18 protein-coding genes are annotated in these 24,144 nt (G+C 68.7%); 16 read left to right on the plus strand and 2 right to left on the minus strand.

The window, feature by feature from the left end; translation table 11 throughout:
• Positions 1-185 precede the first annotated feature (185 nt).
• The 5 genes from AB0I69_RS15165 (at position 186) to AB0I69_RS15185 (ending at position 4,815) form a co-directional block, all read left to right on the plus strand.
• Positions 186-1,271 carry an S-(hydroxymethyl)mycothiol dehydrogenase gene (locus AB0I69_RS15165; protein WP_363096063.1) on the plus strand — a complete coding sequence of 362 codons (1,086 nt, stop codon included), beginning with the start codon at positions 186-188 and terminating at the stop codon, positions 1,269-1,271.
• The gene (locus AB0I69_RS15170) at positions 1,271-1,900 is read left to right on the plus strand and encodes an MBL fold metallo-hydrolase (RefSeq protein WP_363096064.1); all 630 of its coding nucleotides are present in this window, start codon (positions 1,271-1,273) and stop codon (positions 1,898-1,900) included. Before AB0I69_RS15165 ends, AB0I69_RS15170 begins: the two co-directional genes overlap by 1 nt.
• Before the next feature lie 159 nt (positions 1,901-2,059).
• On the plus strand, positions 2,060-2,422 hold the full coding sequence (locus AB0I69_RS15175; RefSeq protein WP_363096065.1) for a bifunctional 3-phenylpropionate/cinnamic acid dioxygenase ferredoxin subunit: 363 nt from the start codon (positions 2,060-2,062) through the stop codon (positions 2,420-2,422).
• On the plus strand, positions 2,419-3,588 hold the full coding sequence (locus tag AB0I69_RS15180) for an FAD-dependent oxidoreductase (protein WP_363096066.1): 1,170 nt from the start codon (positions 2,419-2,421) through the stop codon (positions 3,586-3,588). Before AB0I69_RS15175 ends, AB0I69_RS15180 begins: the two co-directional genes overlap by 4 nt.
• Before the next feature lie 90 nt (positions 3,589-3,678).
• Complete coding sequence (locus AB0I69_RS15185; RefSeq protein ID WP_363096067.1) at positions 3,679-4,815, plus strand: aromatic ring-hydroxylating dioxygenase subunit alpha; 1,137 nt, start codon at positions 3,679-3,681, stop codon at positions 4,813-4,815.
• Position 4,816: 1 nt separating this feature from the next.
• Here AB0I69_RS15185 and AB0I69_RS15190 read toward each other — a convergent pair whose 3' ends face one another.
• Positions 4,817-5,614, minus strand: coding sequence for an IclR family transcriptional regulator (locus AB0I69_RS15190; RefSeq protein WP_363096068.1), 798 nt, complete (start codon positions 5,612-5,614; stop codon positions 4,817-4,819).
• 151 nt (positions 5,615-5,765) lie between these two features.
• Here AB0I69_RS15190 and betA point away from each other — a divergent pair, with 151 nt between their 5' ends.
• A complete protein-coding gene (gene betA / locus AB0I69_RS15195) occupies positions 5,766-7,433 on the plus strand; it encodes a choline dehydrogenase (protein ID WP_363096069.1) in 1,668 nt (555 codons plus the stop codon).
• 6 nt (positions 7,434-7,439) lie between these two features.
• On the plus strand, positions 7,440-8,276 hold the full coding sequence (locus AB0I69_RS15200) for a 5,10-methylenetetrahydrofolate reductase (RefSeq protein WP_363096070.1): 837 nt from the start codon (positions 7,440-7,442) through the stop codon (positions 8,274-8,276).
• Positions 8,277-8,316: 40 nt separating this feature from the next.
• Here AB0I69_RS15200 and purU read toward each other — a convergent pair whose 3' ends face one another.
• A complete protein-coding gene (gene purU / locus AB0I69_RS15205) occupies positions 8,317-9,189 on the minus strand; it encodes a formyltetrahydrofolate deformylase (RefSeq protein WP_363096071.1) in 873 nt (290 codons plus the stop codon).
• 220 nt (positions 9,190-9,409) lie between these two features.
• Here purU and AB0I69_RS15210 point away from each other — a divergent pair, with 220 nt between their 5' ends.
• The 9 genes from AB0I69_RS15210 to AB0I69_RS15250 all read left to right on the plus strand — a co-directional run bounded on the left by AB0I69_RS15210 (position 9,410) and on the right by AB0I69_RS15250 (position 24,085).
• Positions 9,410-10,879, plus strand: coding sequence for an aldehyde dehydrogenase family protein (locus AB0I69_RS15210; protein WP_363096072.1), 1,470 nt, complete (start codon positions 9,410-9,412; stop codon positions 10,877-10,879).
• A gap of 20 nt (positions 10,880-10,899) precedes the next feature.
• Positions 10,900-11,988 carry a glycine betaine/L-proline ABC transporter ATP-binding protein gene (locus tag AB0I69_RS15215; protein ID WP_363096073.1) on the plus strand — a complete coding sequence of 363 codons (1,089 nt, stop codon included), beginning with the start codon at positions 10,900-10,902 and terminating at the stop codon, positions 11,986-11,988.
• On the plus strand, positions 11,988-13,991 hold the full coding sequence (locus AB0I69_RS15220; protein WP_363096074.1) for an ABC transporter permease subunit: 2,004 nt from the start codon (positions 11,988-11,990) through the stop codon (positions 13,989-13,991). Before AB0I69_RS15215 ends, AB0I69_RS15220 begins: the two co-directional genes overlap by 1 nt.
• A 14-nt stretch (positions 13,992-14,005) precedes the next feature.
• Entirely contained in the window at positions 14,006-14,968 is a 963-nt protein-coding gene (locus AB0I69_RS15225; RefSeq protein ID WP_363096075.1) for an ABC transporter substrate-binding protein, read from the plus strand.
• Positions 14,969-15,194: 226 nt separating this feature from the next.
• A complete protein-coding gene (locus AB0I69_RS15230; protein WP_363096076.1) occupies positions 15,195-17,633 on the plus strand; it encodes an FAD-dependent oxidoreductase in 2,439 nt (812 codons plus the stop codon).
• Between the two features lie 21 nt (positions 17,634-17,654).
• Positions 17,655-18,938 carry a serine hydroxymethyltransferase gene (gene glyA / locus AB0I69_RS15235; RefSeq protein ID WP_363096077.1) on the plus strand — a complete coding sequence of 428 codons (1,284 nt, stop codon included), beginning with the start codon at positions 17,655-17,657 and terminating at the stop codon, positions 18,936-18,938.
• Positions 18,935-20,167: a sarcosine oxidase subunit beta family protein gene (locus AB0I69_RS15240; protein WP_363096078.1), complete on the plus strand. Its 1,233-nt coding sequence runs from the start codon at positions 18,935-18,937 to the stop codon at positions 20,165-20,167. Before glyA ends, AB0I69_RS15240 begins: the two co-directional genes overlap by 4 nt.
• Before the next feature lie 11 nt (positions 20,168-20,178).
• Positions 20,179-23,481, plus strand: coding sequence for a sarcosine oxidase subunit delta family protein (locus AB0I69_RS15245; RefSeq protein WP_363096079.1), 3,303 nt, complete (start codon positions 20,179-20,181; stop codon positions 23,479-23,481).
• On the plus strand, positions 23,474-24,085 hold the full coding sequence (locus AB0I69_RS15250) for a sarcosine oxidase subunit gamma family protein (protein ID WP_363096080.1): 612 nt from the start codon (positions 23,474-23,476) through the stop codon (positions 24,083-24,085). The genes AB0I69_RS15245 and AB0I69_RS15250 overlap by 8 nt, the downstream gene beginning before the upstream one ends.
• Positions 24,086-24,144: the final 59 nt, after the last annotated feature.

Here is a 24,144-nt window from a genome sequence, read left to right on the forward strand (position 1 = left end):
CTCGCTGGTCGGCGCCGTCTCCGAGGTGGACGTGTCCTCGGAGGGCGCCCGGAGCTGCCGCGAGCTTTCGCGTGCCGAATCCTTGACCCCGGTTCGGCCCTCCATGATGCTGTGTTGCGGCACGTGAGAAGCGTGCCGTAATGAGCAACATTCCGCTCAGGTCTCGTACCAGCCGAGGAGTGCCCATGACTCACCAGGTCCGTGCTGTGATCGCGCGGGGGAAGGGTGCCCCCGTCAGCCTGGAGACGATCGTCGTCCCCGACCCCGGGCCGGGCGAGGCGCTGGTGAAGGTCGAGGCCTGCGGGGTCTGTCATACCGACCTGCACTACCGCGAGGGCGGTATCAACGACGACTTCCCCTTCCTGCTCGGCCACGAGGCCGCGGGGGTCGTGGAGTCGGTGGGGGAGGGGGTCACCGATGTCGCCCCCGGTGACTTCGTGATCCTCAACTGGCGCGCCGTGTGCGGGAATTGCCGGGCCTGTCGGCGTGGACGGCCCCAGTACTGCTTCGACACCCACAACGCGAAGCAGAAGATGACCCTGCTCGACGGCACGGAACTCTCCCCGGCTCTCGGTATCGGCGCCTTCGCCGAGAAGACACTGGTGGCCGCCGGACAGTGCACCAAGGTCGACCGGGCCGCATCGGCTGCCGCTGCCGGGCTCCTGGGCTGCGGGGTGATGGCGGGCATAGGCGCGGCGATCAACACCGGCAACGTGGGGCGCGGTGACACTGTCGCCGTCATCGGCTGTGGCGGGGTCGGCGATGCGGCGATCGCCGGAGCGCGGCTCGCGGGGGCAGCGCGGATCATCGCTGTCGACATCGACGACCGAAAGCTGGAGCAGGCCCGCTCCCTCGGTGCCACACACACCGTGAACTCCAAGGCCGCCGACCCGGTCGAGGCGATCCGCGAACTGACCGGCGGCTTCGGTGCCGATGTCGTCATCGAGGCGGTCGGTCGCCCGGAGACGTACAAGCAGGCCTTCTACGCCCGTGACCTCGCCGGCACGGTCGTCCTCGTCGGCGTCCCGACCCCGGAGATGAAGCTCGAACTCCCGCTCCTCGACGTCTTCGGACGCGGCGGCGCACTCAAGTCGAGCTGGTACGGCGACTGCCTGCCCTCCCGCGACTTCCCGATGCTGATCGACCTCTATCTCCAGGGGCGGCTGGATCTGGACGCGTTCGTCACGGAGACCATCGCGCTGGAGGACGTCGAGAAGGCCTTCGAGCGGATGCACGGTGGCGATGTGCTGCGTTCGGTGGTGGTGTTCTGATGGGTGCGCGCATCGAACACCTCGTCACCTCGGGGCAGTTCACGCTCGACGGCGGCACCTGGGACGTCGACAACAACGTGTGGATCGTCGGCGACGACCATGAGGTCGTCGTCATCGACGCCGCCCATGACGCCGACGCCATCGTCGAGGCGATCGGCGACCGCAGACTGACCGCCATCATCTGCACCCACGCCCACAACGACCACATCGACGCCGCACCCGAACTCGCCGACCGCACCGGCGCTCCGATCCTGCTCCATACCGACGACCTGCCGCTGTGGAAACAGACCCACCCGGATCGGGTCCCCGACGGTGATTTGGCCGACGGGCAGGTCGTGGCGGTGGCGGGGGACAAGCTGACCGTGCTGCACACGCCCGGTCACGCGCCCGGCGCGGTGTGCCTGTACGTGCCGGGACTGAACGCCCTCTTCAGTGGTGACACGCTCTTCGCGGGCGGACCGGGGGCGACGGGACGGTCGTACAGCGATTTCCCGACCATCGTCGACTCGATCCGGGACCGGCTGCTCGGGCTGCCGGGCGGCACCGTCGTATACACCGGCCACGGTGACACGACCACCGTCGCCGCTGAGGCTCCGCATCTTCAGGAGTGGATCGACCGCGGGTTCTGAGCACTACCTGGTGTTGCTGATGGCGCGCGATGTTGCGTGAAAAGCAACGCTGGGTAAGGGCTTCGCGTGGCCTCTGAATGCCTTGACAACGGTTTGGGGCCGCCCTCAAACTGACGTTGCGCTTACCGCAATCCGTTTCGCTATACGCACCGAGGTGTCATGATGATTCCCGTGTGCCTTCTCGTGGATCTGCCGCGAGGCGAGGCCTACCGGCTCGACATCGATCCGCCGGTTTCGGTGTTCCACACCGACGACGGCGAGGTCTTCGCCATCGACGACACGTGCACTCACCAGGACGCCTCGCTCGCCGACGGCTGGCTGGAGGGCTGCGAGGTGGAATGCCCGCTGCACGCTTCGAAGTTCGACCTCCGCACCGGAGCCGTCGACGCCCCGCCGGCCAAGCGCCCGGTGCGTACCCACGAGGTGCTCGTCCAGGACGGCATGATCTACGTGGTGCCGTCCACGGACGCCCCGAACCTGCCGCCCTGCGTCGCGTCCCGGCTCGCCGGAGGACCCGCGTGAGGACCGTGGCCGTGGTGGGCGCCTCGCTGGCCGGGCTGTCGGCGGCGCGCTCGCTGCGGAAACAGGGCTACGACGGACGGCTCGTCGTCATCGGCGACGAACCCCATCGGCCGTACGACAGGCCGCCGTTGTCCAAGGAGTTCCTGGCCGGGACCGTCGGCGAGGCCGATCTCGCGCTGGAGTCCGACGACGAGGACCTGCGGGCGGAGTGGCTGCTCGGCGCTCGTGCCGTCGGGTTCCGGGTCGACGGCGCGGAGCGGGTCGTGCTCCTCGACGACGGGCGGGAGGTCCGGGCCGACGGCGTCGTCGTCGCGACCGGTGCGGTGGCGCGGAACCTGCCGGGCACGGACGGACTGGCAGGGGTGCACACCCTGCGCACTCTCGACGACGCCCGCGCCCTGCGCGACGAACTCGCCCTGGGCGGACGCCTGGTGGTGATCGGCGGCGGGTTCATCGGCGCCGAGGTCGCCTCCACCGCCTACGCCCTCGGACTCGACGTGACGGTGATCGAGGCGGCACCGACCCCCCTCGCGGGACCGCTCGGCGAGACCATGGGCGGCATCGTCTCCGCCCTCCACGAGGCCCACGGCGTACGGCTGTTGTGCGGTGTCGGGGTGAAGGGGCTGAGCGGGGAGACCCGCGTCGACGCCGTGCTGCTGGAGGACGGTCGAACGGTCCCCGCCGACATCGTCGTTGTCGGTGTCGGCGCGCGGCCGTGCGTCGAGTGGCTCGAAGGGTCCGGCGTCGAACTCGACAACGGCGTCAAGTGCGGTGCCGACGGCCGTACCAGCGTCGCGGGTGTGGTCGCCGTAGGAGATTGTGCTTCCTGGTACGACCCGCAGGCGGGGTTCCACCGCCGGGTGGAGCACTGGACCGGTGCGCGGGAGCGGCCCGACGCGGCCGTGGCCGCGCTGCTGTCATGGGGTGCGGTGGAGGCGGGGGCGCCCCGGCCGCCGTACTTCTGGTCGGACCAGTACGGCGTGAAGATCCAGTTCGCCGGTCACGCGGCCGGTGCCGACAGTGTGACCGTCGAGGAGGGCGCCCCGGGCGACCGTAGTTTCCTCGCCGTCTACCGGTGTGCCGGGCAGCCGGTCGCCGTGCTCGCCATGAACCAGCCGCGGCTGTTCATGCGGTGGCGCAAACAGCTTGCCGCCACCGCGAGTTGACCCGTGAGCACACCGTTTGACTACGCCGTCCGGAGTCGCTCTTCCCGGCGTGTGAATGACCGACCCACGACGTTCTCCGAGGAGTGCACTGTGACCTCGACCAGCCTGCCGGACAGCCTGATCGCCACCCTGCCCGGCTCCTCCTACACGGACCCGGGCATCTTCGCCCAGGAGCAGGAACACATCTTCGAGACGATGTGGTTCTGCGCCGTGCGCTCCTCCGACCTGGCCAGGCCGGGCGCCTTCCGGACCGTCGACGTGGGCCGCGAGAGCATCCTGATCACGCGCGCCCGCGACAACTCCATACGCGCCTACTTCAACGTCTGCCGGCACCGCGGCGCCAAGCTCTGCACCGAGGAGGCCGGCGAGGTCAAACGGGCCTTCCAATGCCCGTACCACGCCTGGACGTACGACCTGAACGGCAAACTCGTCGCGGCACCCAACCTCACGAAGATGCCCGACGTCGGCCGCACCGAGTTCGGCCTGGTGAGCGTTGCCGTCCGCGAATGGCTCGGCTATGTGTGGGTCAACCTGGCGGAGAACCCGCCGTCGTTCGACGAGGACGTCATCAGCGAGGTCGTCACCCGCCTTGGCGACGTGGAGTCCCTCGATCACTACGACATCGACCACCTCTCGGTGGGCCGGCGCATCGTCTACGACGTCAAGGCCAACTGGAAGCTCATCATCGAGAACTTCATGGAGTGCTACCACTGCGCCACGATCCACCCCGAACTCACCGAGGTACTCCCGGAGTTCGCCGACGGCTACGCCGCCCAGTACTACGTCGGCCACGGCGCCGAGTTCGGTGAGGAGGTCCAGGGATTCACCGTCGACGGCTCGGAAGGCCTCGACCGCATTCCCGGGGTCAGCGAGGACCAGGACCGGCGCTACTACGCGATCACCATCAAGCCGCAGGTGTTCATCAACCTCGTACCCGACCATGTGATCTTCCACCGGATGTACCCGGTGGCCGTCGACCGCACGATCGTCGAGTGCGACTGGCTCTATCTCCCGCACGTCGTCGAGAGCGGCAAGGACGTCAGCCGGTCCGTGGAACTCTTCGACCGGGTCAACCGCCAGGACTTCGAGGCCTGCGAGCGCACGCAGCCCGGGATGAGCTCCCGGATGTACGCCAAGGGCGGGGTGCTGGTGCCGAGCGAGCACCACATTGGAGCGTTCCACGACTGGGTGAACGAGCGCCTGGGGATCCGCACCCACCAGGGGTGACTCAGCCCAGGTACCCCATGCGGTGGCTGATCTCCTCGGCGCCCTTGACCAGCACCGGGGCGAGTTCGTGCAGGCGCTCCTCGGTGAACCGGTACGCGGGACCTGAGGCGCTGACCGCCGCGATCACCACGCCGTCCCGGTCGCGGACCGGGGCGGCCACGGCGTGCAGCCCGATCTCCAGCTCCTCCAGCGTCCAGGTATAGCCGCGCTCCCGGGCCTCGGCGAGGTTCTTCTCCAGCTTCGTCTTCGAGGTGATGGTGTGCGGGGTCACCTTCTTCAGGCCCGCCTCCGCCAGCAGCGCGGCGCGCTCCTTCGCGGGCAGGTGGGCCAGTAGGGCCTTGCCGCTGGAGGTGGCGTGCAACGGGGTCAGTTCGCCGACCCAGTTGTGCGCGGTGACGGCGCCGGGGCCGCGTACCTCGTAGAGATTGATCGCGTACTGCTCCTGCATGACGGCGATGTTGACGGTCTCGCCCATCTCCTCGGCGAGGCGCTCGCACACCGGGCGGCCCTGCTGCGTGATGTCGATGCGCCCGGTGACGGCACCCGCCAACCGCACGATCCCGAAGCCGAGCCGGTACTTTCCGCGCTCGCCCGCCTGCTCCACGAGCCCGCGCGCCTCCAGGGCCCCGAGCAGCCGAAACGCCGTCGACTTGTGAACGTCGATCTCGCCGGCCACCTCACTGACACCGGCCTCGCCACGCTGGGCCAGGATCTCCAGCACGCTGATGGCGCGGTCGACGGACTGGACCCCGCCGGACTGCGAACCTGTCGTTTCAGTATCTGGACTGTAGTTGCTCACAGCGAAACTATAGGCGCAGTAAACAACGCCGGTGCAAGTAACAACTCCGAAACCTGGACCTTGCAAGTTGCGTTGCTCGCAACCTGGTGCGTATGGCGCTACCCGTATTAGCATGCCTCGCGTATCTACGGCGCGAGCGAGACGAGAGATCATGGCTCCCCTGCAATACGACTTCGTCATCGTCGGCGGTGGATCCGCCGGCAGCGCACTGGCGAACCGGCTCTCCGCGGACCCGGGCAACGAGGTCCTGGTCCTGGAGGCCGGCCGGCCCGACTACCCGTGGGACGTCTTCATCCACATGCCCGCGGCGCTGACCTATCCGATCGGCAGCCGGTTCTACGACTGGAAGTACGAGTCGGAACCCGAGCCGCACATGGGCGACCGGCGCATCTACCACGCGCGCGGCAAGGTGCTGGGCGGTTCCAGCAGCATCAACGGCATGATCTTCCAGCGCGGCAACCCCATGGACTACGAGCGCTGGGCCGCCGACGCCGGCATGGAGAGCTGGGACTACGCGCACTGTCTGCCGTACTTCCGGCGGATGGAGAACTGCCTCGCGGCCGAGGCCGACGACGAGTTCCGCGGCCACGACGGCCCGCTCGTCCTCGAACGCGGCCCCGCCGCCAACCCGTTGTTCGGCGCCTTCCTCAAGTCCGTCCAGGAAGCGGGCTATCCGCGCACCGACGACGTCAACGGCTACCAGCAGGAGGGCTTCGCGCCCTTCGACCGCAACGTCAGCCGGGGCCGCCGGCTCTCCGCCTCCAAGGCGTACCTGAAGCCCGTACGGAAGCGGCCCAACCTCACCGTCACCACCCGCGCGATGGTCACCCGCGTCCTCTTCGAGGGCAAGAAGGCCGTCGGCGTCGAGTACAAGCACCGAGGAAAGGTCCAGCAGGTGCGCGCCCGCGAGGTCATTCTCTGCGGCGGCGCCATCAACTCCCCGCAGCTGCTTCAGCTTTCGGGTGTCGGCAACGCCGAGGAGCTGAGCGCGCTCGGCATCGACGTCGTCCACGACCTGCCGGGCGTCGGCGAGAACATGCAGGACCACCTGGAGGTGTACATCCAGTACGCCTGCAAGCAACCCGTCTCCATGCAGCCGTACATGGCGAAGTGGCGCGCCCCCTTCATCGGCCTGCAGTGGCTCTTCCGCAAGGGCCCCGCAGCCACCAACCACTTCGAGGCCGGCGGCTTCGCCCGCAGCAACGAGGACGTCGACTACCCCAACCTGATGTTCCACTTCCTGCCGATCGCGGTCCGCTATGACGGCTCCTCGCCGGCCGGCGGCCACGGCTACCAGGTGCACGTCGGGCCCATGTACTCCGACGCGATCGGCTCGGTGAAGATCAAGAGCAAGGATCCGCTGGAGCACCCGGCGTTGCGCTTCAACTACCTGTCCACGGAACAGGACCGCCGCGAGTGGGTCGAGTCGGTCCGGGTCGCCCGCAAGCTGCTCAACCAGCCCGCCATGGCCCCGTACAACGACGGGGAGATCTCACCCGGCCCGTCCGTGGAGAGCGACGAGGAGATCCTCGCCTGGGTCGCCAAGGAGGGCGAGACCGCCCTGCACCCGTCCTGCACCTGCAAGATGGGCACCGACGACATGTCCGTCGTCGACCCAACGAGCATGAGGGTGCACGGAGTTGAGGGGCTGCGCGTCGTGGACGCGTCGGTGATGCCGTACGTCACCAACGGCAACATCTACGCGCCGGTCATGATGATCGCCGAGAAGGCGGCCGACCTGATCCTGGGCAAGGAGCCCGTCGCTCCGTCCAAGGCCGCCTACTACCGCCACCGCGACGCCCAGCAGCAGGCCGGGTAGGGTGTGTTGGGCGGCGACGGCCTCAAGACGCTGCTGTCGAGCGTCCGTTACGAGGTCCTGCCCGCGAAGGCGACCGAGGACAAAGTTCTCGCCCATGTACCGCGCGACGTCGTCGTCACCGTGACGGCGTCGCCGGTCAAGGGCCTGGAACCGACCCTCGACCTCGTCGGACGGCTGGCGGCGCACGGTTACCGCGTGGTCCCGCATGTGCCGGCACGGCTGCTGCGGGACGACGCGCACCTCAAGGATGTCGTCGACCAGCTCCGGGAGGCGGGCGTCGACGACGTCTTCGTGCCCGCCGGAGACGCCGATCCGCCTGCCGGGGCCTACGACGGGGCCCTGCCGGTGCTGCGCAGGCTGAGCGAGCTGGGCAGCCCGTTCGCCCGCGTCGGCATCACCGGCTACCCCGAGAGCCACCCCCTCATCCACGACGACGTCACCATCCAGGCCATGTGGGACAAGCGCACGCACGCCACGTACATCGTGAGCAACCTGTGCTTCGACGCGCGCGTGCTGGGCGAGTGGGTCGGCCGGATTCGGCGGCGTGACGTCGCCCTGCCGTTGTATGTGGGCGTCGCGGGGCCTGTGCAGCGGGCGAAGCTGCTGGCCATGGCTACGAAGATCGGGGTGGGGGAGTCGACGCGCTTCCTCACGAAGCACGCGTCCTGGTTCCTACGGTTCGCCGCGCCCGGCGGTTACTCGCCCGACCGGTTGCTCGCGAGCAGTGCAGCGGCGCTTACCGTGCCGTCGGCTGGGGTGGCGGGCCTGCATGTGTTCACCTTCAACCAGGTCGCGGAGACGGAGCGGTGGCGCCGGGCCGCGTTGGAGCGGTTGGGGAACTAGCCCACGGAGTCGGCCAGTTCCCGTATACGACTGCGCCCGCTCACCGGAACACCACCGTCCGATTTCCGTACACCATCACCCGGCTCTCGCTGTGCCACTTCACCGCGTGCGCCAGCACCTGCGCCTCCACGTCCCGGCCCACCGTCACCAGTTCCTCCGGGTCGAGCGAGTGGTCCACGCGGACGACGTCCTGGTCGATGATCTGGCCCTCGTCCAGTTCCGGCGTCACATAGTGCGCCGTGGCGCCCACGAGCTTCACTCCGCGGTCGTACGCCTGCTGGTAGGGGCGGGCGCCCTTGAAGCTGGGGAGGAAGGAGTGGTGGATGTTGATGGCATGGCCCTCAAGCTGCTTGCAGAGGTCGTCGGAGAGGATCTGCATGTAGCGGGCCAGTACCACCAGGTCGATGTCCAGGTCGCGTACCAGCTCCAGCAGGCGCGCCTCCGCGTCGGCCTTCGTGTCCCTGGTGACCGGGACGTGGTGGAAGGGGATGCCGTAGGTCTCCGCCAGTCCCTCGAAGTCCCGGTGGTTGGAGACGATCGCCGGGATCTCGATGTTGAGGGCGCCGGTGCGCTGCCGGAACAGCAGGTCGTTGAGGCAGTGGCCGAACCTGGACACCATGATCAGGGTCCTGGTGGGGGTGGAGGCGTCCCGGAGGGTCCAGGAGATGCGGTAGGCCTCGGCGACCGGACCGAATCGGTAACGCAGAGTTTTCAGGTCGGCGTTTGGATCGGAAACGTCGAAGTGGACCCTCATGAAGAAGCGGCCCTTGAGTCGATCATCGAATTGCTGGCTCTCCAGAATGTTGCCGGAGTTCCGGACGAGGAAGCCGCTCACGGCGTGGACCAGTCCGGTGGTGTCCGGGCACGAGAGAGTGAGGACGAATTCGCGGCCAGGGTGCGGTCGAGGGGACATGGGCGGCCTCCGTCGGTGCGTATTGCACAACAAGGTGAGCGATACGCAACATGGTTGGGCCGGGCGCCGCCCGCGGTCAAGAGGTGACCGCGCAATGGGCCGCATGGCGAAATCGTCATCTGCCAACCCCTTGACGTATGTCTGCACATTCGCCAGGGTGTTCCACCACAAGCAATACGGTGCGTGATGCGCAACGAAATTCGCTCGAAGGGCTCCACACGTGGCAGACCTGTATGTGGACGGAGAATGGCGCGACGCGGTGGCCGGCGGTCACCGTGACATCCGCTGTCCCGCCGACGGCACGCTCACCGCGACCGTGTCCGAGGGAACGCGCCCCGACACCGAGGCCGCGATCACCGCCGCCCGCCGCGCCTTCGACGATGGGCCCTGGCCTCGCACCCCCGAGCGGGAGCGCGGCGCGCTGCTGCTGCGCACCGCCGACATCCTGGAGCGCGACGCCAAGGAGTTCGCCCGCGCCGAGTCCCTGGACACCGGCAAGCGGCTGGTGGAGAGCGAGTACGACATCGCCGATGTCGTCTCCTGTTTCCGCTACTACGGCGGGATCGGCGGGACCGATGCCGGGCGGGTCATCGACACCGGGCGCGACGATGCCGTAAGTCGCGTCGTGTACGAGCCCGTTGGGGTGTGCGGGCTGATCACGCCCTGGAACTACCCGCTGCTGCAGGCCAGTTGGAAGGTCGCTCCGGCGCTCCTCGCGGGAAACACGATCGTCCTCAAGCCGAGTGAGCTGACGCCCTCCACCTCCATCCTGCTGATGAAGGCGCTGGAGGAGGCCGGGCTTCCCGCCGGTGCCGCCAATCTCGTGCTCGGCAGCGGACCCGAGGTGGGTGCGCCGCTCTCCGAGGACCCGGCCGTGGACATGGTCTCCTTCACCGGGGGGCTGGAGACCGGCAAACGCATCATGGCCACCGCCGCCGCGACCGTGAAGAAGGTGGCGCTGGAACTGGGTGGCAAGAACCCCAACGTCATCTTCGCCGACGCCGACTTCGAGACGGCCGTGGACTTCGCGCTCACGGCCGTCTTCCTGCACTCCGGTCAAGTCTGCTCCGCCGGCGCCCGGTTGATCGTCGAGGACTCGCTGCACGACCGCTTCGTGGACGAAGTGGTGCGCCGCGCCCGGCAGATCAGGCTCGGCGGTCCCTTCGACCCCGAGGCCGAGACCGGGGCGCTGATCTCCGCACAGCACCTGGAGAAGGTCGAGGCGTACGTCGCGGCGGGCATCGCCGAGGGAGCCGTACTGCGGTGCGGCGGTGAGCGGCCGGACGAACTCGGCCTCGCCGACGGGCACTTCTACCCGCCGACCGTCCTCGACGCGTGCACGCAGGACATGCGGGTGGTGCACGAGGAGTCCTTTGGACCGGTCCTGACCGTCGAGCGGTTCACCGACGAGGACGACGCCGTACGCATCGCCAACGACACCGAGTACGGACTCGCCGGCGCCGTCTGGACGCAGGACGCGGGGAAGGCCCAGCGGGTCGCCCGGCGGCTGCGGCACGGCACGGTGTGGATCAACGACTACCACCCCTATGTGCCGCAAGCGGAATGGGGTGGCTTCGGACACTCGGGCGTGGGCCGGGAGCTGGGACCGACCGGCCTGGACGAGTACCGAGAGCCCAAGCACATCTGGCAGAACATCCAACCCCGGCCGCAGCACTGGTTCCGCGGCTGAACGCCGAAAAGAGGTCGATCGTGACCCCAGCACAGACCGAGGTGCCGCAGCGGCGCGGCACGCCCCAGGACTCGGCCCCCACCCCGGTCATATCCGTGCGCAAGCTGTGGAAGGTGTTCGGGCCGAAGGCAGAGCAGGTCCCCGACTCAGAGGAACTGTGCGGGCTCACCCGCCGCGAGCTGATGGACCGCACCGGCTGCACCGCCGCCGTACGCGATGTGAACTTCGAGGTCTCGCCCGGCGAGGTCTTCGTCGTCATGGGCCTGTCCGGCTCCGGGAAGTCCACCCTGGTGCGATGTCTGACCCGGCTGATCGAACCCACCGCGGGTGAGATCGTCTTCGAGGGCGAGGACATCCGGGACGCGGACGCCAAGCGGCTGCGCGAACTGCGCCGCCAGAAGTTCTCGATGGTCTTCCAGCACTTCGGGCTGCTGCCGCACCGCAAGGTCGTCGACAACGTGTCGTTCGGCCTGGAGATCCGCGGCATGAGCAAGGCCGAGCGCACCAAACGGGCCCTGGAAGTCGTCGAGTTGGTGGGACTCTCCGGGTACGAGAACTCCTATCCCGACCAGCTCTCCGGCGGTATGCAGCAACGCGTCGGTCTCGCCCGGGCGTTGGCCGGCGACCCGGACGTGCTGCTCTTCGACGAGCCGTTCTCCGCGCTCGACCCGCTGATCCGCCGTGACATGCAGAACGAGGTCATCCGGCTGCACCACGAGGTCGGCAAGACCATGGTGTTCATCACCCACGACCTGTCCGAGGCCCTCAAGCTGGGCGACCGCATCCTCATCATGCGCGACGGCAAGATGGTGCAGTGCGGGACCGGGGACGAGCTGGTCGGCGCCCCCGCCGACGACTACGTACGCGAGTTCGTGAAGGACGTGCCGCGCGGTGACGTCCTCACCCTGCGCTGGATCATGCGTCCCGCGGTGGACGGAGACGCCCTGGACGGGCCGGAGTTGGGCCCGGACGTAGTGGTGCGGGAAGCCACCCGCGCCGTACTCGCGGCCGACAAGCCCGTCAAGGTCGTCGAGAACGGCAAGCTGCTCGGCATCGTCGGCGACGAGGAGATCCTCGCGGTCGTCGCCGGGCAGGAAGGCGACGCGTGATGACCGTCGCCGTGGAGAAACCGGAGAAGACGGAGCGGGCGGCGGAAGCCCCTCCCACGGTCCCCGCCGTGCGCAAGGTCAGCCGGCCCATGATGGTGGGCGCGATCCTGCTCGTCTGGCTGGTGCTGTTCGCCGTGCTGCGCGGCAAGCAGACGCTGACGCTGGCGGCGGCCGATCTCACCGGTCTGCACCGGTGGTTCAACGACCTGAACGACTCGGTCGGCGCGAACCGCAACTCCAACCCGCTCTTCCTCTACTTCTTCAACGAGATCCGCCTGGTCATCAACAACCTGGTGACCTTCGTCCAGGACCTGATCTCGCAGCCGAGCGGTGACCGCCCGCTGCCGCAGATCGGCTGGCTCGGGGTCGTCGGCATCGCCGGCTTCGTGTCCTGGGCCGTGGGCAACTGGCGGGTCGCGCTCCTCGCCATGGCCGGCTTCGCCTTCTTCGGGCTGCAGGGCCTGTGGCAGGAGAGCATGGACACCCTGGCGCTCACCCTCTCCGCGGTCCTCGTGGCACTGCTGTTCGCGATCCCGCTGGGGGTGTGGGCGGGGCTGTCCGACCGGTTCAACCGGATCATCACGCCCTTCCTGGACTTCATGCAGACGATGCCGACCTTCGTCTACCTGGCCCCGCTGACCCTGATCTTCCTCATCGGCCCGGCCTCCGCCGTGATCGCCACGGTGATCTACGCGGCCCCGCCCGCGATCCGCATCACCGCGCACGGCATCCGCAACGTGCCCGAGACGACCGTCGAGGCGGCCGACTCCATGGGCTCGACCCGCTGGCAGTCGCTGCTCAAAGTGCTGCTGCCGATGGCCAAGCGGACCGTGGTGATGGGCGTGAACCAGACCATCATGGCCGCCCTCGCGATGGTCACCATCGCGGCCCTGATCGACGCGCCCGGCCTCGGCAAGACCGTCATGCAGGCACTGCAGACGCTCGACGTCGGTACGGCCTTCAACGCGGGCCTGGCCATCGTGATCATGGCGATCGTCCTCGACCGGGTCACCACCGCGTCCAGCACACGGGCCGAGCAGGCCCGGAACTCGGCCGGCCGTCTCCTCAAGTGGCGCCGTCCGCTGCTCGGTTCGGGCGCCGTGGTCGTCGTGGTGCTGATCTACCTCTCGCACACCTACCTGTGGGCGGCGCAGTTCCCCGGCGAGGGCAGCACCGGCACGCACATCACGAACGCGGCCAACAGCGTGACGACGTGGGTGCAGGACAACCTGTCGGGCATCACCAACGCCTTCCGCAACTCGCTCACCAACGGTCTGCTCAACCCGTTCCAGTCGCTGCTCACCGACTCGCCGTGGTGGCTCGTCGGCGCGGCCCTGATCGGGATCGCCGTGGTGCTCGGCGGCTGGAAGACCGGCGTCACCACGGCCGTGTGCGTGGGCCTGCTGGTGGGCACCGGTGTGTGGTCGGACGCCATGACGACCCTGGCCTCGACGATCGTGGCCACCGTGGTGGTGATGGTGTTCGGCATCGCCTTCGGCGTGTGGATGGGGCGCAGCGCGATGGTGGACCGGTTGCTGCGGCCCACGTTGGACGCGGCGCAGGTCATGCCGCCGTTCGTCTACCTCGTGCCGTTCCTCGCGCTGTTCGGCGCGACCCGCTTCACCGCGATCGTGGCTGCCGTCGTGTACGCCGTACCGGTCGCCATCAAGATCACCGCCGACGGCGTGCGGGCCGTGCCCGAGACCACCGTCGAGGCGGCCACCGCAGCCGGGTGCAACACCTGGCAGATCATCACCAAGGTTCAACTCCCGATGGCACGCAGCGCCCTGACCCTCGCGACCAACCAGGGCCTGATCTACGTGCTGTCGATGGTTGTTGTGGGCGGCCTGGTGGGAGCCGGCGCCCTCGGCTACGACGTCGTGGCCGGATTCTCGCAGGGCGAGCTGTACGGCAAGGGGCTGGCGGCGGGGCTCGCCATCGTGCTGCTCGGAGTCATGTTCGACCGGATCACTCAGGCGGCCGCGCGCCGAACCAGCGCTTAAAGGAGCACGACACCATGGCAAGACACTGGCGAACCGGCGCGGCCGGCCTGGCCGTCCTCGGCCTCACCCTCACCGCCTGCGGCGGGGCGAAGGTCGGCGACACCTCCTCGGGATCGAGCAGCAGCTCGGGCAAGTGCGGCACCTTCAACCTCGCGGTCAACCCGTGGGTGGGCTACGAGGCGGACGCGGCGGTCGTCGCGTACGTCGCGCAGCACCAACTCGGTTGTACGGTCGAGAAGAAGGACCTGAAGGAAGAGATCGCCTGGCAGGGTTTCGGCACCGGCGAGGTCGACGCCGTCCTGGAGAACTGGGGCCACGACGACCTGAAGAAGAAGTACATCACCGGCCAGAAGACCGCCGTCGAGGCCGGCCAGACCGGCAACAAAGGCATCATCGGCTGGTACGTACCGCCGTGGCTCGCGAAAGCCCACCCCGACATCCTCAACTACAAGAACCTGAACAAGTACGCGTCCAAGTTCAAGACCTCCGAGTCGGGCGGCAAGGGCCAACTCCTCGACGGAGACCCGTCGTACGTCACCAACGACGCCGCGCTGGTCAAGAACCTGAAGCTCGACTTCAAGGTGGTGTACGCGGGCAGTGAGACCGCGCTCATCCAGGCCTTCCGCACCGCCGAGAAGAACAAGCAGTGGGTGATCGGCTACTTCTACGAGCCGCAGTGGTTCCTGTCCGAGGTGGCGCTGAAGAAGGTCGCGCTGCCGACGTACACGACGGGCTGTGACGCCGTCGCGTCGAAGATCGCCTGCGACTACCCGGTCTACGACCTCGACAAGATCGTCAGCGCGAAGTTCGCCAAGTCGGGCAGCCCCGCCTACAACCTGGTGAAGAACTTCAACTGGACGAACGACGACCAGAACACCGTGGCCAAGTACATAGCGCAGGACAAGCTGTCCGACGACGCCGCGGCGAAGAAGTGGGTCGACGCCAACAAGGACAAGGTCGACGCCTGGCTCAAGTAGCCGAAACGGCAAGGCGGTTGAACATGCCCGGTGGGCGGTGCGCGAGGGTGCGCACCGCCCACCGGGCATCGCCGTGTGTCGGCGTGTTCAGGCCGGTGTTTCGGGCTGTTTTCCGACGTCACGGACCCCTTGACACCCACTCCTCGCGACGGGCACATTGAGTTGCGCAACCTGAAGCATGTTGCGCAGACAGCAACCGGATTGTTTTCTAGCCGGAGGTGCGGCGATGGCGGGACCCCGAGTGGTCATCATCGGAGCGGGCGTCGTGGGGGCGGCGCTCGCGGACGAGATCTCCGCGCGAGGCTGGACCGAAGTGACCGTGGTCGACCAGGGCCCGCTGCCCGCCACCGGGGGCTCGTCCTCGCACGCCCCAGGGCTGGTCTTCCAGACCAACTCCTCGAAGACCATGACCGAGTTGGCCCGCTACACGGTCGAGAAGTTCTGCTCCCTCGACGTCGACGGCAAGCCCTGCTTCCTCCAGGTCGGCGGCCTCGAAGTCGCCACCACCCCCGAGCGTGTCGCCGAACTCCGGCGCCGCCACGGCTGGATCACCGCCTGGGGCATTGAGGCCCGCCTGCTGAGCGCCGAGGAATGCGTCGAGCAGCACCCGCTCGTGAACCCGGACAAGGTCCTCGGCGGCCTCCTGGTCCCCACCGACGGCCTCGCCAAGGCCGTCCTGGCCGTCGAGGCGCAGATCCGCCGGGCCACCGAGCGCGGCGTGACCTTCCTCGCCCGCCACGAAGTCCTCGACGTCCAGCAGACCGACGGCCGCGTCACCGGCGTCCTCACCGACCAGGGCGAGATCCCCGCCGACATCGTCGTGTGCTGCGCCGGCATCTGGGGCCCGAAGATCGCCCGCATGGTCGGCATGAACCTCCCGCTGACCCCGCTCGGCCACCAACTCGCCTGGACCGGTCCAGTACCCGCCCTCGCCGGCCAGACCGAGGAAGCCGTCCGCCCGATCCTGCGCCACCAGGACGCCGACCTCTACTACCGCGACCGCTTCGACGCCATCGGCATCGGCTACTACGGCCACCGCCCGATGCCCATCTCGGCCGACGACATCCTCTCGGTCGGCGAGGCCGACGACATGCCCTCCGTCCTCAAGTTCACGGAGGACGACTTCGCGCCTGCCTGGACGGAAACGCAGTCCCTGCTCCCAGCGACACGGGACGCGAAGGTCGAGGAGGGCATCAACGGCCTCTTCTCCTTCACCACCGACAACTTCCCCCTCCTCGGGGAGAGTTCGGAGGTCAAGGGCTTCTGGGTCGCCGAGGCGGTCTGGGTCACGCACTCGGCGGGCGTCGGCCGCGCGATGGCCGAATGGCTGGTCGACGGCTACTGCTCGTCCTTCGACCTCCACGAGTGCGACGTCAACCGCTTCGAACAGCACCAGCTCGCCCCCGAATACGTCCTGGCCCGCGACTGCCAGAACTTCGTCGAGGTCTACGACATCCTCCACCCGCTCCAGCCGTCCGGTGAGCCGCGCCCGATCCGCACCAGCCCCTTCCACACCCGCCAGCAGGAACACGGCGCGGTCTTCCTGGAGGCGAACGGCTGGGAGCGCCCGCAGTGGTACGAGGCCAACTCGGCCCTGCTGGAAGGCCGTTCGATCACCGCCCCGAACGACTGGGCGGCACAGTACTGGTCGCCCATCGTCGGCGCGGAAGCACAGGCCACCCGCGAGACCGTCGCGATGTACGACATGACGGCCCTCAAACGCCTGGAGGTGACCGGCCCCGGCGCCGCCGACTTCCTGGAGGGCCTGGTCACCGGCAAGGTCGCCAAGTCGGTCGGCTCGGTCACGTACACCCTCCTCCTCGACCACGACGGCGGCATCCGCAGCGACATCACCGTCGCCCGCCTGGCCCGCGACCGCTTCCAGGTCGGCGCCAACGGCAACCTCGACCTCGACTGGTTCACCCGCCACCTGCCCGCCGATGGAACGGTCCAGGTCCGCGACATCACACCGGGAACCTGCTGCATAGGCCTGTGGGGCCCACTGGCCCGCAAGGTCCTCCAGCCCCTGACGGACGGGGACTTCACCAACGAAGGCCTCAAGTACTTCCGCGCCAAAAACGCCTACATTGGAACGGTCCCGGTAACCGCCATGCGCTTGTCGTACGTCGGTGAACTGGGCTGGGAGCTGTACACCAACGCCGACCAGGGCCAGAAACTCTGGGACACCCTGTGGCAGGCGGCCAAGCCCCTCGGCGGAGTCATCGCCGGACGCGGCGCCTTCAACAGCCTCCGCCTGGAGAAGGGGTACCGCTCCTTCGGCACCGACATGACCTACGAGCACGACCCCTACGAGGCCGGCGTCGGCTTCGCCGTCAAGCTCGACAAGGGCGACTTCATCGGCAAGGCGGCACTGGAACGCCGAAAGACCGACGTACAACGGAAATTGACCTGCCTGACCATCGACGACCCGCACTCCGTCGTCATGGGCAAGGAACCGGTCTACGACGGCGAGCGCGCCGTCGGCTACGTCACCAGCGCCGCCTACGGCTACACGATCGGCAAGGGCATCGCCTACGCCTGGCTCCCCGCCGAACTCGCCACCCCCGGCACCACGTTGCACATCGGCTACTTCGACGAACGCGTCGAGGCGGTCGTCGCCGAGGAGCCGTTGTTCGACCCGACGATGTCCCGCCTCCGCGGCTAGCCGGAAGGACGCGAACTCCACATGAACGCGCTGAACACCCCTTTGTCGGAACTGGATCCCGAGGTCCACGCCGCGCTCCGCGCCGAACTGCACCGCCAGCAGTCCACGTTGGAGATGATCGCCTCCGAGAACTTCGCACCCTCCGCCGTACTGGAGGCGCAGGGTTCGGTCCTCACCAACAAGTACGCGGAGGGCTACCCCGGCCGCCGCTACTACGGCGGCTGCGAACACGTCGACGTCACCGAGCGGTTGGCCATTGAGCGGGTCAAGTCCCTGTTCGGCGCGGGCTTCGCGAACGTTCAGCCGCACTCGGGCGCGCAGGCCAACACGGCGGTGTTCTTCGCCCTGTTGAAGCCCGGCGACACGATCCTCGGCCTCGACCTCGCACACGGCGGGCACCTCACCCATGGCATGCGCCTCAACTACAGCGGCAAGATGCTGAACGTGGTGCCGTACCACGTCTCCGAGACCGACAACCTGGTCGACATGGACGAGGTGGAGCGCCTCGCCAAGGAACACCGCCCCAAGATGATCATCGCGGGCTGGTCGGCGTATCCACGGCAGTTGGACTTCGCGGCCTTCCGCCGGATCGCCGACGAGGTGGGCGCCCTGCTGATGGTCGACATGGCGCACTTCGCGGGCTTGGTCGCAGCCGGCCTGCACCCCAACCCGGTCCCACACGCACACGTGACCACGACGACAACTCACAAGACCCTCGGCGGCCCGCGCGGCGGAGTCATCCTCACCAACGAGGCCGACCTCGCCAAGAAGATCAACTCGGCGGTGTTTCCCGGGATGCAGGGCGGCCCGCTGGAGCACGTCATCGCCGCGAAGGCGGTGTCGTTCAAGGTCGCGGCCTCACCGGAGTTCGCGGAACGCCAGTCCCGCACGCTGGCCGGCTCGCGCATCCTCGCGGAGCGCCTCACCCGAGCCGACGTGGCAGCGACCGGCGTGAAGGTTCTCACCGGCGGCACGGACGTCCACCTGGTCCTGGTGGACCTGCGCGACTCCGAACTCGACGGCAGGCAGGCGGAAGACCTCCTCCACGAGATCGGCATCACCGTCAACCGCAACGCCGTGCCCTTCGACCCGCGCCCGCCCATGGTCACGTCCGGGCTGCGCATCGGCACTCCGGCGCTGGCCACCCGAGGCTTCACGGAGGAGGACTTCGCCGAGGTCTCCGACGTGATCGCGCTGGCCCTCCAACCGGCCCCGGACACAGAGGACTTGCGCGCCCGCACGGAAGCACTGGCCGCGAAGCACCCGCTCTACCCGCGCCTGTCCGAGGAGGACGCCCCCCGATGACCCCCCGCACCCCGGGCGCAGACCTCCCCGAACACCCCGACTGGCTCTGGCGCACACCCGAGCCGAAACGCTCGTACGACGTCGTCATAGTCGGCGGCGGCGGCCACGGCCTCGCCACCGCCCACTACTTGGCGAAGAACCACGGCATCACCAACGTCGCGGTGCTGGAGAAGGGTTGGCTGGCGGGCGGCAACATGGCCCGCAACACCACGATCATCCGCTCCAACTACCTCTGGGACGAGAGCGCGGGCATCTACGAACACGCGCTCAAACTCTGGGAGGGACTGGAGGAGGAACTCGACTACCCGATCCTCTTCTCCCAGCGCGGAGTCCTCAACCTCGCCCACAGCCTCCAGGACGTCCGCGACAGCGTGCGCCGAGTGGAGGCGAACCGTCTGAACGGCGTGGACGCGGAGTGGCTCGACGAACGGCAGGTCAAGGAGGTCTGCCCGATCGTCAACACCTCACCGGACGTGCGCTATCCGGTGATGGGCGGCACCTACCAACCACGCGCCGGCATAGCCAAACACGACCACGTGGCGTGGGGCCTGGCCCGCTCCGCCGACGCGGCAGGCATCGACCTCATCCAGAACTGCGAGGTGACGGGCCTGGACATAGTCGATGGCAGGGTTACCGGCGTACAGACGACACTCGGCCCGATATCGGCGGGCAAGGTAGCCCTCTGCTCGGCAGGCCACACATCGGTCCTGGCAGCGATGGCGGGCATCCAACTCCCGCTCCAGAGCCACCCGTTGCAGGCGCTGGTGTCGGAGTTGCTGGAACCGGTCCACCCCACGGTGGTCATGTCCAACGCGGTCCACGTGTACGTGAGCCAGGCGCACAAGGGCGAGTTGGTGATGGGGGCGGGCATCGACTCGTACAACTCCTACACGCAGCGTGGAGCGTTCCACATCATCGAGGAACAGATGTCCGCGGCCCTGGAGCTGTTCCCGGTCTTCGCCCGCGCGCATGTGCTGCGCACCTGGGGCGGCATCGTGGACGTCACCCCGGATGCCTCACCGATCGTAGGCCTGAGTCCGGTGGACAACCTGTACCTCAACTGCGGCTGGGGAACAGGCGGTTTCAAGGCCACCCCGGGCGTCGGCTGGGTCTACGCCCACACCATCGCCCACGACACCCCTCACCACCTCAACGCCCCCTTCTCGCTCGACCGTTTCACCACCGGCGCGCTCGTCGACGAGCACGGCGCTGCCGCGGTGGCCCACTAGGGAGCCGAACGATGCTGCTGATCCCCTGCCCCTGGTGCGGGCCCCGCGACGAAGCCGAGTTCCACTACGGCGGCCAGGCCCACGTCGCCTACCCGGAGACCCCGGCCGACCTGACCGACGAGGAGTGGGCGCGCTACCTGTTCTTCCGCGACAACCCCAAGGGCCCCTTCGCGGAACGGTGGAACCATGGGGCGGGCTGCCGCCGATGGTTCAACGCGGTGCGAGACACGGCGACGAACGAGATCCTGACGGTGTACCGGGCGGGGGAGGAGCGACCGGCAATCCCTCAGCCAGGTCAGGCTTCTCGGCCCGGGCCGGCATCTCCAGCCCGTCCGGCGTTTGAGGACGAGGCCCTTTCGGGGCCGACGGGGGTCCAGGGGGCGGAGCCCCTTGGGAACGGGGTCGAAGGGGCAGAGCCCCTGGAGGATGGGACGGGTAGGGGCGGCGGGGGCGCTGCATCCATCAGCGGCTCTGCCGCGGGCCATCCGTTCCGCCACCCCACCCACGGCCGAATCCACCGAGACACCCCCCTCACCTTCACCTTCGACGGCACCGAATACCAGGGCTGCAAAGGCGACACCCTCGCCTCCGCCCTCCTCGCCAACGGCATCATCCAAACCGGCACCAGCATCAAACTCGGCCGCCCCCGGGGCATCTTCACGGCAGGCGTCGAAGAACCGAACGCCGTCATCCAGATCGAGGCACCTTTCCCCGAGCCGATGCTCCCCGCGACAACGGTCGAGCTCTACGACGGCCTCGTCGCGACCAGCCTCCCCGGCCAGGGCCGCCTCGCCACCGAACCGGACCCCGCCCGCTACGACGCCGTCCACGCCCACTGCGACCTGTTGGTCGTAGGCGCAGGCCCGGCCGGTCTCGCAGCCGCAGCGGCCGCCGCCTGCAGCGGAGCCCGAGTCATCCTCGCCGACGACCGCCCCGAGCTGGGCGGCAGCCTGCTGGACACAGCCCAACTCCACGACTGGGTCGACGAGTTGAGCGACCAGCTCACCACCGCACCCGATGTCCGCGTCCTGCGCCGCACCACCGTCTTCGGCCACTACGACGACAACCACCTCCTGGCCGTGGAACGCCGCACCAACCACCTGGGCGCAGCAGCCCCCACCCACGTCTCCCGAGAACGCGTCTGGCGCATCCGAGCCCGCCGCGTCGTCCTCGCAACAGGCGCCCACGAACGCTCACTTGCCTTCGCGGACAACGACCGCCCCGGCGTGATGCTCGCCGCCTCGGCCCGCGCCTACGTCAACCGTCACGGCGTCCTGCCCGGCCGCCACGCCGTCGTCTTCACCACCAACGACAGTGCGTACGCAGCCGCGTTGGATCTCGCGGCGGCGGGAGTCCAGGTCGCCGCGATCGTGGACACCCGGCCGTCCGAACCGGGGGAGTGGGCGAGCCGAGCCCGCGAGGCCGGCATCGAGGTGCTGACCGGACACGCGGTCGTCGGCACCGAAGGCACCCCGCGACTCACCGCCGTAACGGCAGCCCCGTACGGCGAAAGCACAGGCGCGACCACGGGCACGATCCGGCATTTCACCGCCGACCTCCTCCTGGTCTCCGGCGGCTGGAACCCCGTCGCCCACCTCTTCAGCCAGGCAGGCGGCAAACTCCGCTACGACGACACCCTCGGCTCCTTCGTCCCCGACACCTGCCGCCAGGCGGTCGAGGTCGCGGGCAGCGCGAACGGCGTCCTCGACCTGGCCGGAGTCCTCGCCCAGGGAGCAGCCGCCGGCACCCGCGCGATCGAGGCGGAGGGCTACACCGCCGAGACACCCCACCTGCCCGAGGTGACCACCGAACCCCACACCCCCGCCATGCAGGTGTTCCTCGTCCCCTCCGCCACCGACGCCCCCCGCTTCGTAGACCTCCAACGAGACGTCACCGTCGCCGACTTGACCCGAGCCACCGGCGCCGGCCTCAACTCGGTCGAACACACCAAGCGCTACACGACGGCCGGTACGGCCAACGACCAGGGCAAGACCTCCGGAGTACTGGCCAGTGGAGTGGTCGCCGAACTCCTCGGCGTGGACGTGTCGTTGCTCGGCACGACAACATTCCGTCCGCCGTACACACCCGTCTCCTTCGCCGCCCTCGCGGGCCGCGACCGGGGCGCGCTGCACGACCCGATCCGTACGACCGCGCTGCACGACTGGCACGTCATGCAGGGCGCCCTGTTCGAGAACGTCGGCCAGTGGAAACGGCCTTGGTACTACCCGCAGGACGGCGAGGACATGGAGAGCGCCGTGCTGCGCGAGTGCGCGGCGGCCCGCGAGGGCGTCGCCTTCATGGACGGCTCCACCCTCGGCAAGATCGACGTACAGGGCCCGGACGCGCCCGTCTTCCTCGACCGGCTCTACACCAACATGATGAGCAACCTGAAGGTCGGCATGATCCGTTACGGCGTCATGTGCCGCCCGGACGGCATGGTCTTCGACGACGGCACGGCCATCCGCCTCGCGCCGGACCGCTACCTGGTCACCACGACCACGGGCAACGCCGCCGCCGTACTCGACTGGATGGAGGAGTGGCACCAGACCGAGTGGCCCGAACTCCGCGTCCACTGCGCCTCGGTGACCGAACAGTGGGCCACCGTCGCCCTGGTCGGCCCCCGCTCCCGCGAGGTGCTCGGCTCGCTCGCGCCCCAACTCGCCGTCGGCAACGACGACTTCCCGTTCATGGCCTGGCGGGACACGACCGTCGCCGGCATCGAGGCCAGGGTGTGCCGGATCAGTTTCTCCGGTGAACTCGCCTATGAGATCAACGTGTCACCGTGGGAGGCCGTCGCCCTGTGGGAGGCCCTGTACGAGGCCGGTGCCCCCTTCGGTATCACCCCCTACGGCACCGAGACCATGCACGTCCTGCGTGCCGAGAAGGGCTACCCGATCATCGGCCAGGACACCGACGGCACCGTGACTCCCCAGGATCTGGGCATGAGTTGGGCGGTCTCGAAGAAGAAGCCCGACTTCGTCGGCAAGCGCTCCTTCGCCCGCGCCGACGCCGCGCGCCCCGACCGCAAACACCTCGTCGGCCTGCTCCCCGAGGATCCCGCCGCCTTCCTCCCCGAGGGCACCCAACTGATCACGGACAGCGTGCTGCCCGCCCCGCCCGTCCCGATGCTCGGCCACGTCACCTCCAGCTACCGCAGCGCCGCTCTCGGCCGCACCTTCGCCCTCGCCCTGATCAAGGGCGGCCGCGACCGCATCGGCGAACGCCTCTACGCCCCCGTGGGCGACCAGTTGATCCCGGTGACCGTCGCAAGCCCCGTCCTCTACGACCCCGAGGGAGCCCGCCGCGATGGCTGACACCGCCCTTTCCATCCCGCGCCGCAGCCCCCTCGCGGGTGCCGCCGACCGGCTGGCCGCCGCGACCCGCTCCTCCGGGGGCGCGATCCGGTTGGCCGAACTCCCCTTCCTGGCCCAGGTGAACCTCCGGCTCGACGCAAAGGGCGCGGCGGCGGACGCCGTAGGACTCGCGCTCGGTCCGTCCCTGCCCCTTGAGCCCAACACGGTTGTCAGGGCTGGGGAGTTGACCGTGCTGTGGCTGGGTCCCGACGAATGGCTCGTGGTGGGACCGCCGGACACCCAGTGGGACGTGGAGCAGCGGATCCGGGCGGCGAGCGGCGAGGAGCACGTGGCCGTCACCGATGTCTCGGCCCAGCGCACCACCCTCCTCGTCTCGGGCGCCCGCGCCCGAGACCTGCTGGCCCACGGCTGCGCGTTGGATCTGCACCCGCGTGCCTTCGGCGCCGGACGCTGCGCGCAGACCACGCTGGCCCGCGCCCAGGTCGTGCTCGTCGCCCGGGACGAACCCGGGGCCGGATTCTGGGTGTTGGTCCGTTCGTCCTTCGCCGGGTATCTCACGGACTGGCTGCTGGACGCGGCCGCGGAGTACGTGCAGGACTCCTGAACAGACCCGAAGTGGCTTGGGCGGCAGCGGGCGAAAGCTAACGTTGCGGCCCGTGTCGA

It is taken from the genome of Streptomyces sp. NPDC050508 (assembly GCF_040655155.1).
GTDB lineage: Bacteria > Actinomycetota > Actinomycetes > Streptomycetales > Streptomycetaceae > Streptomyces.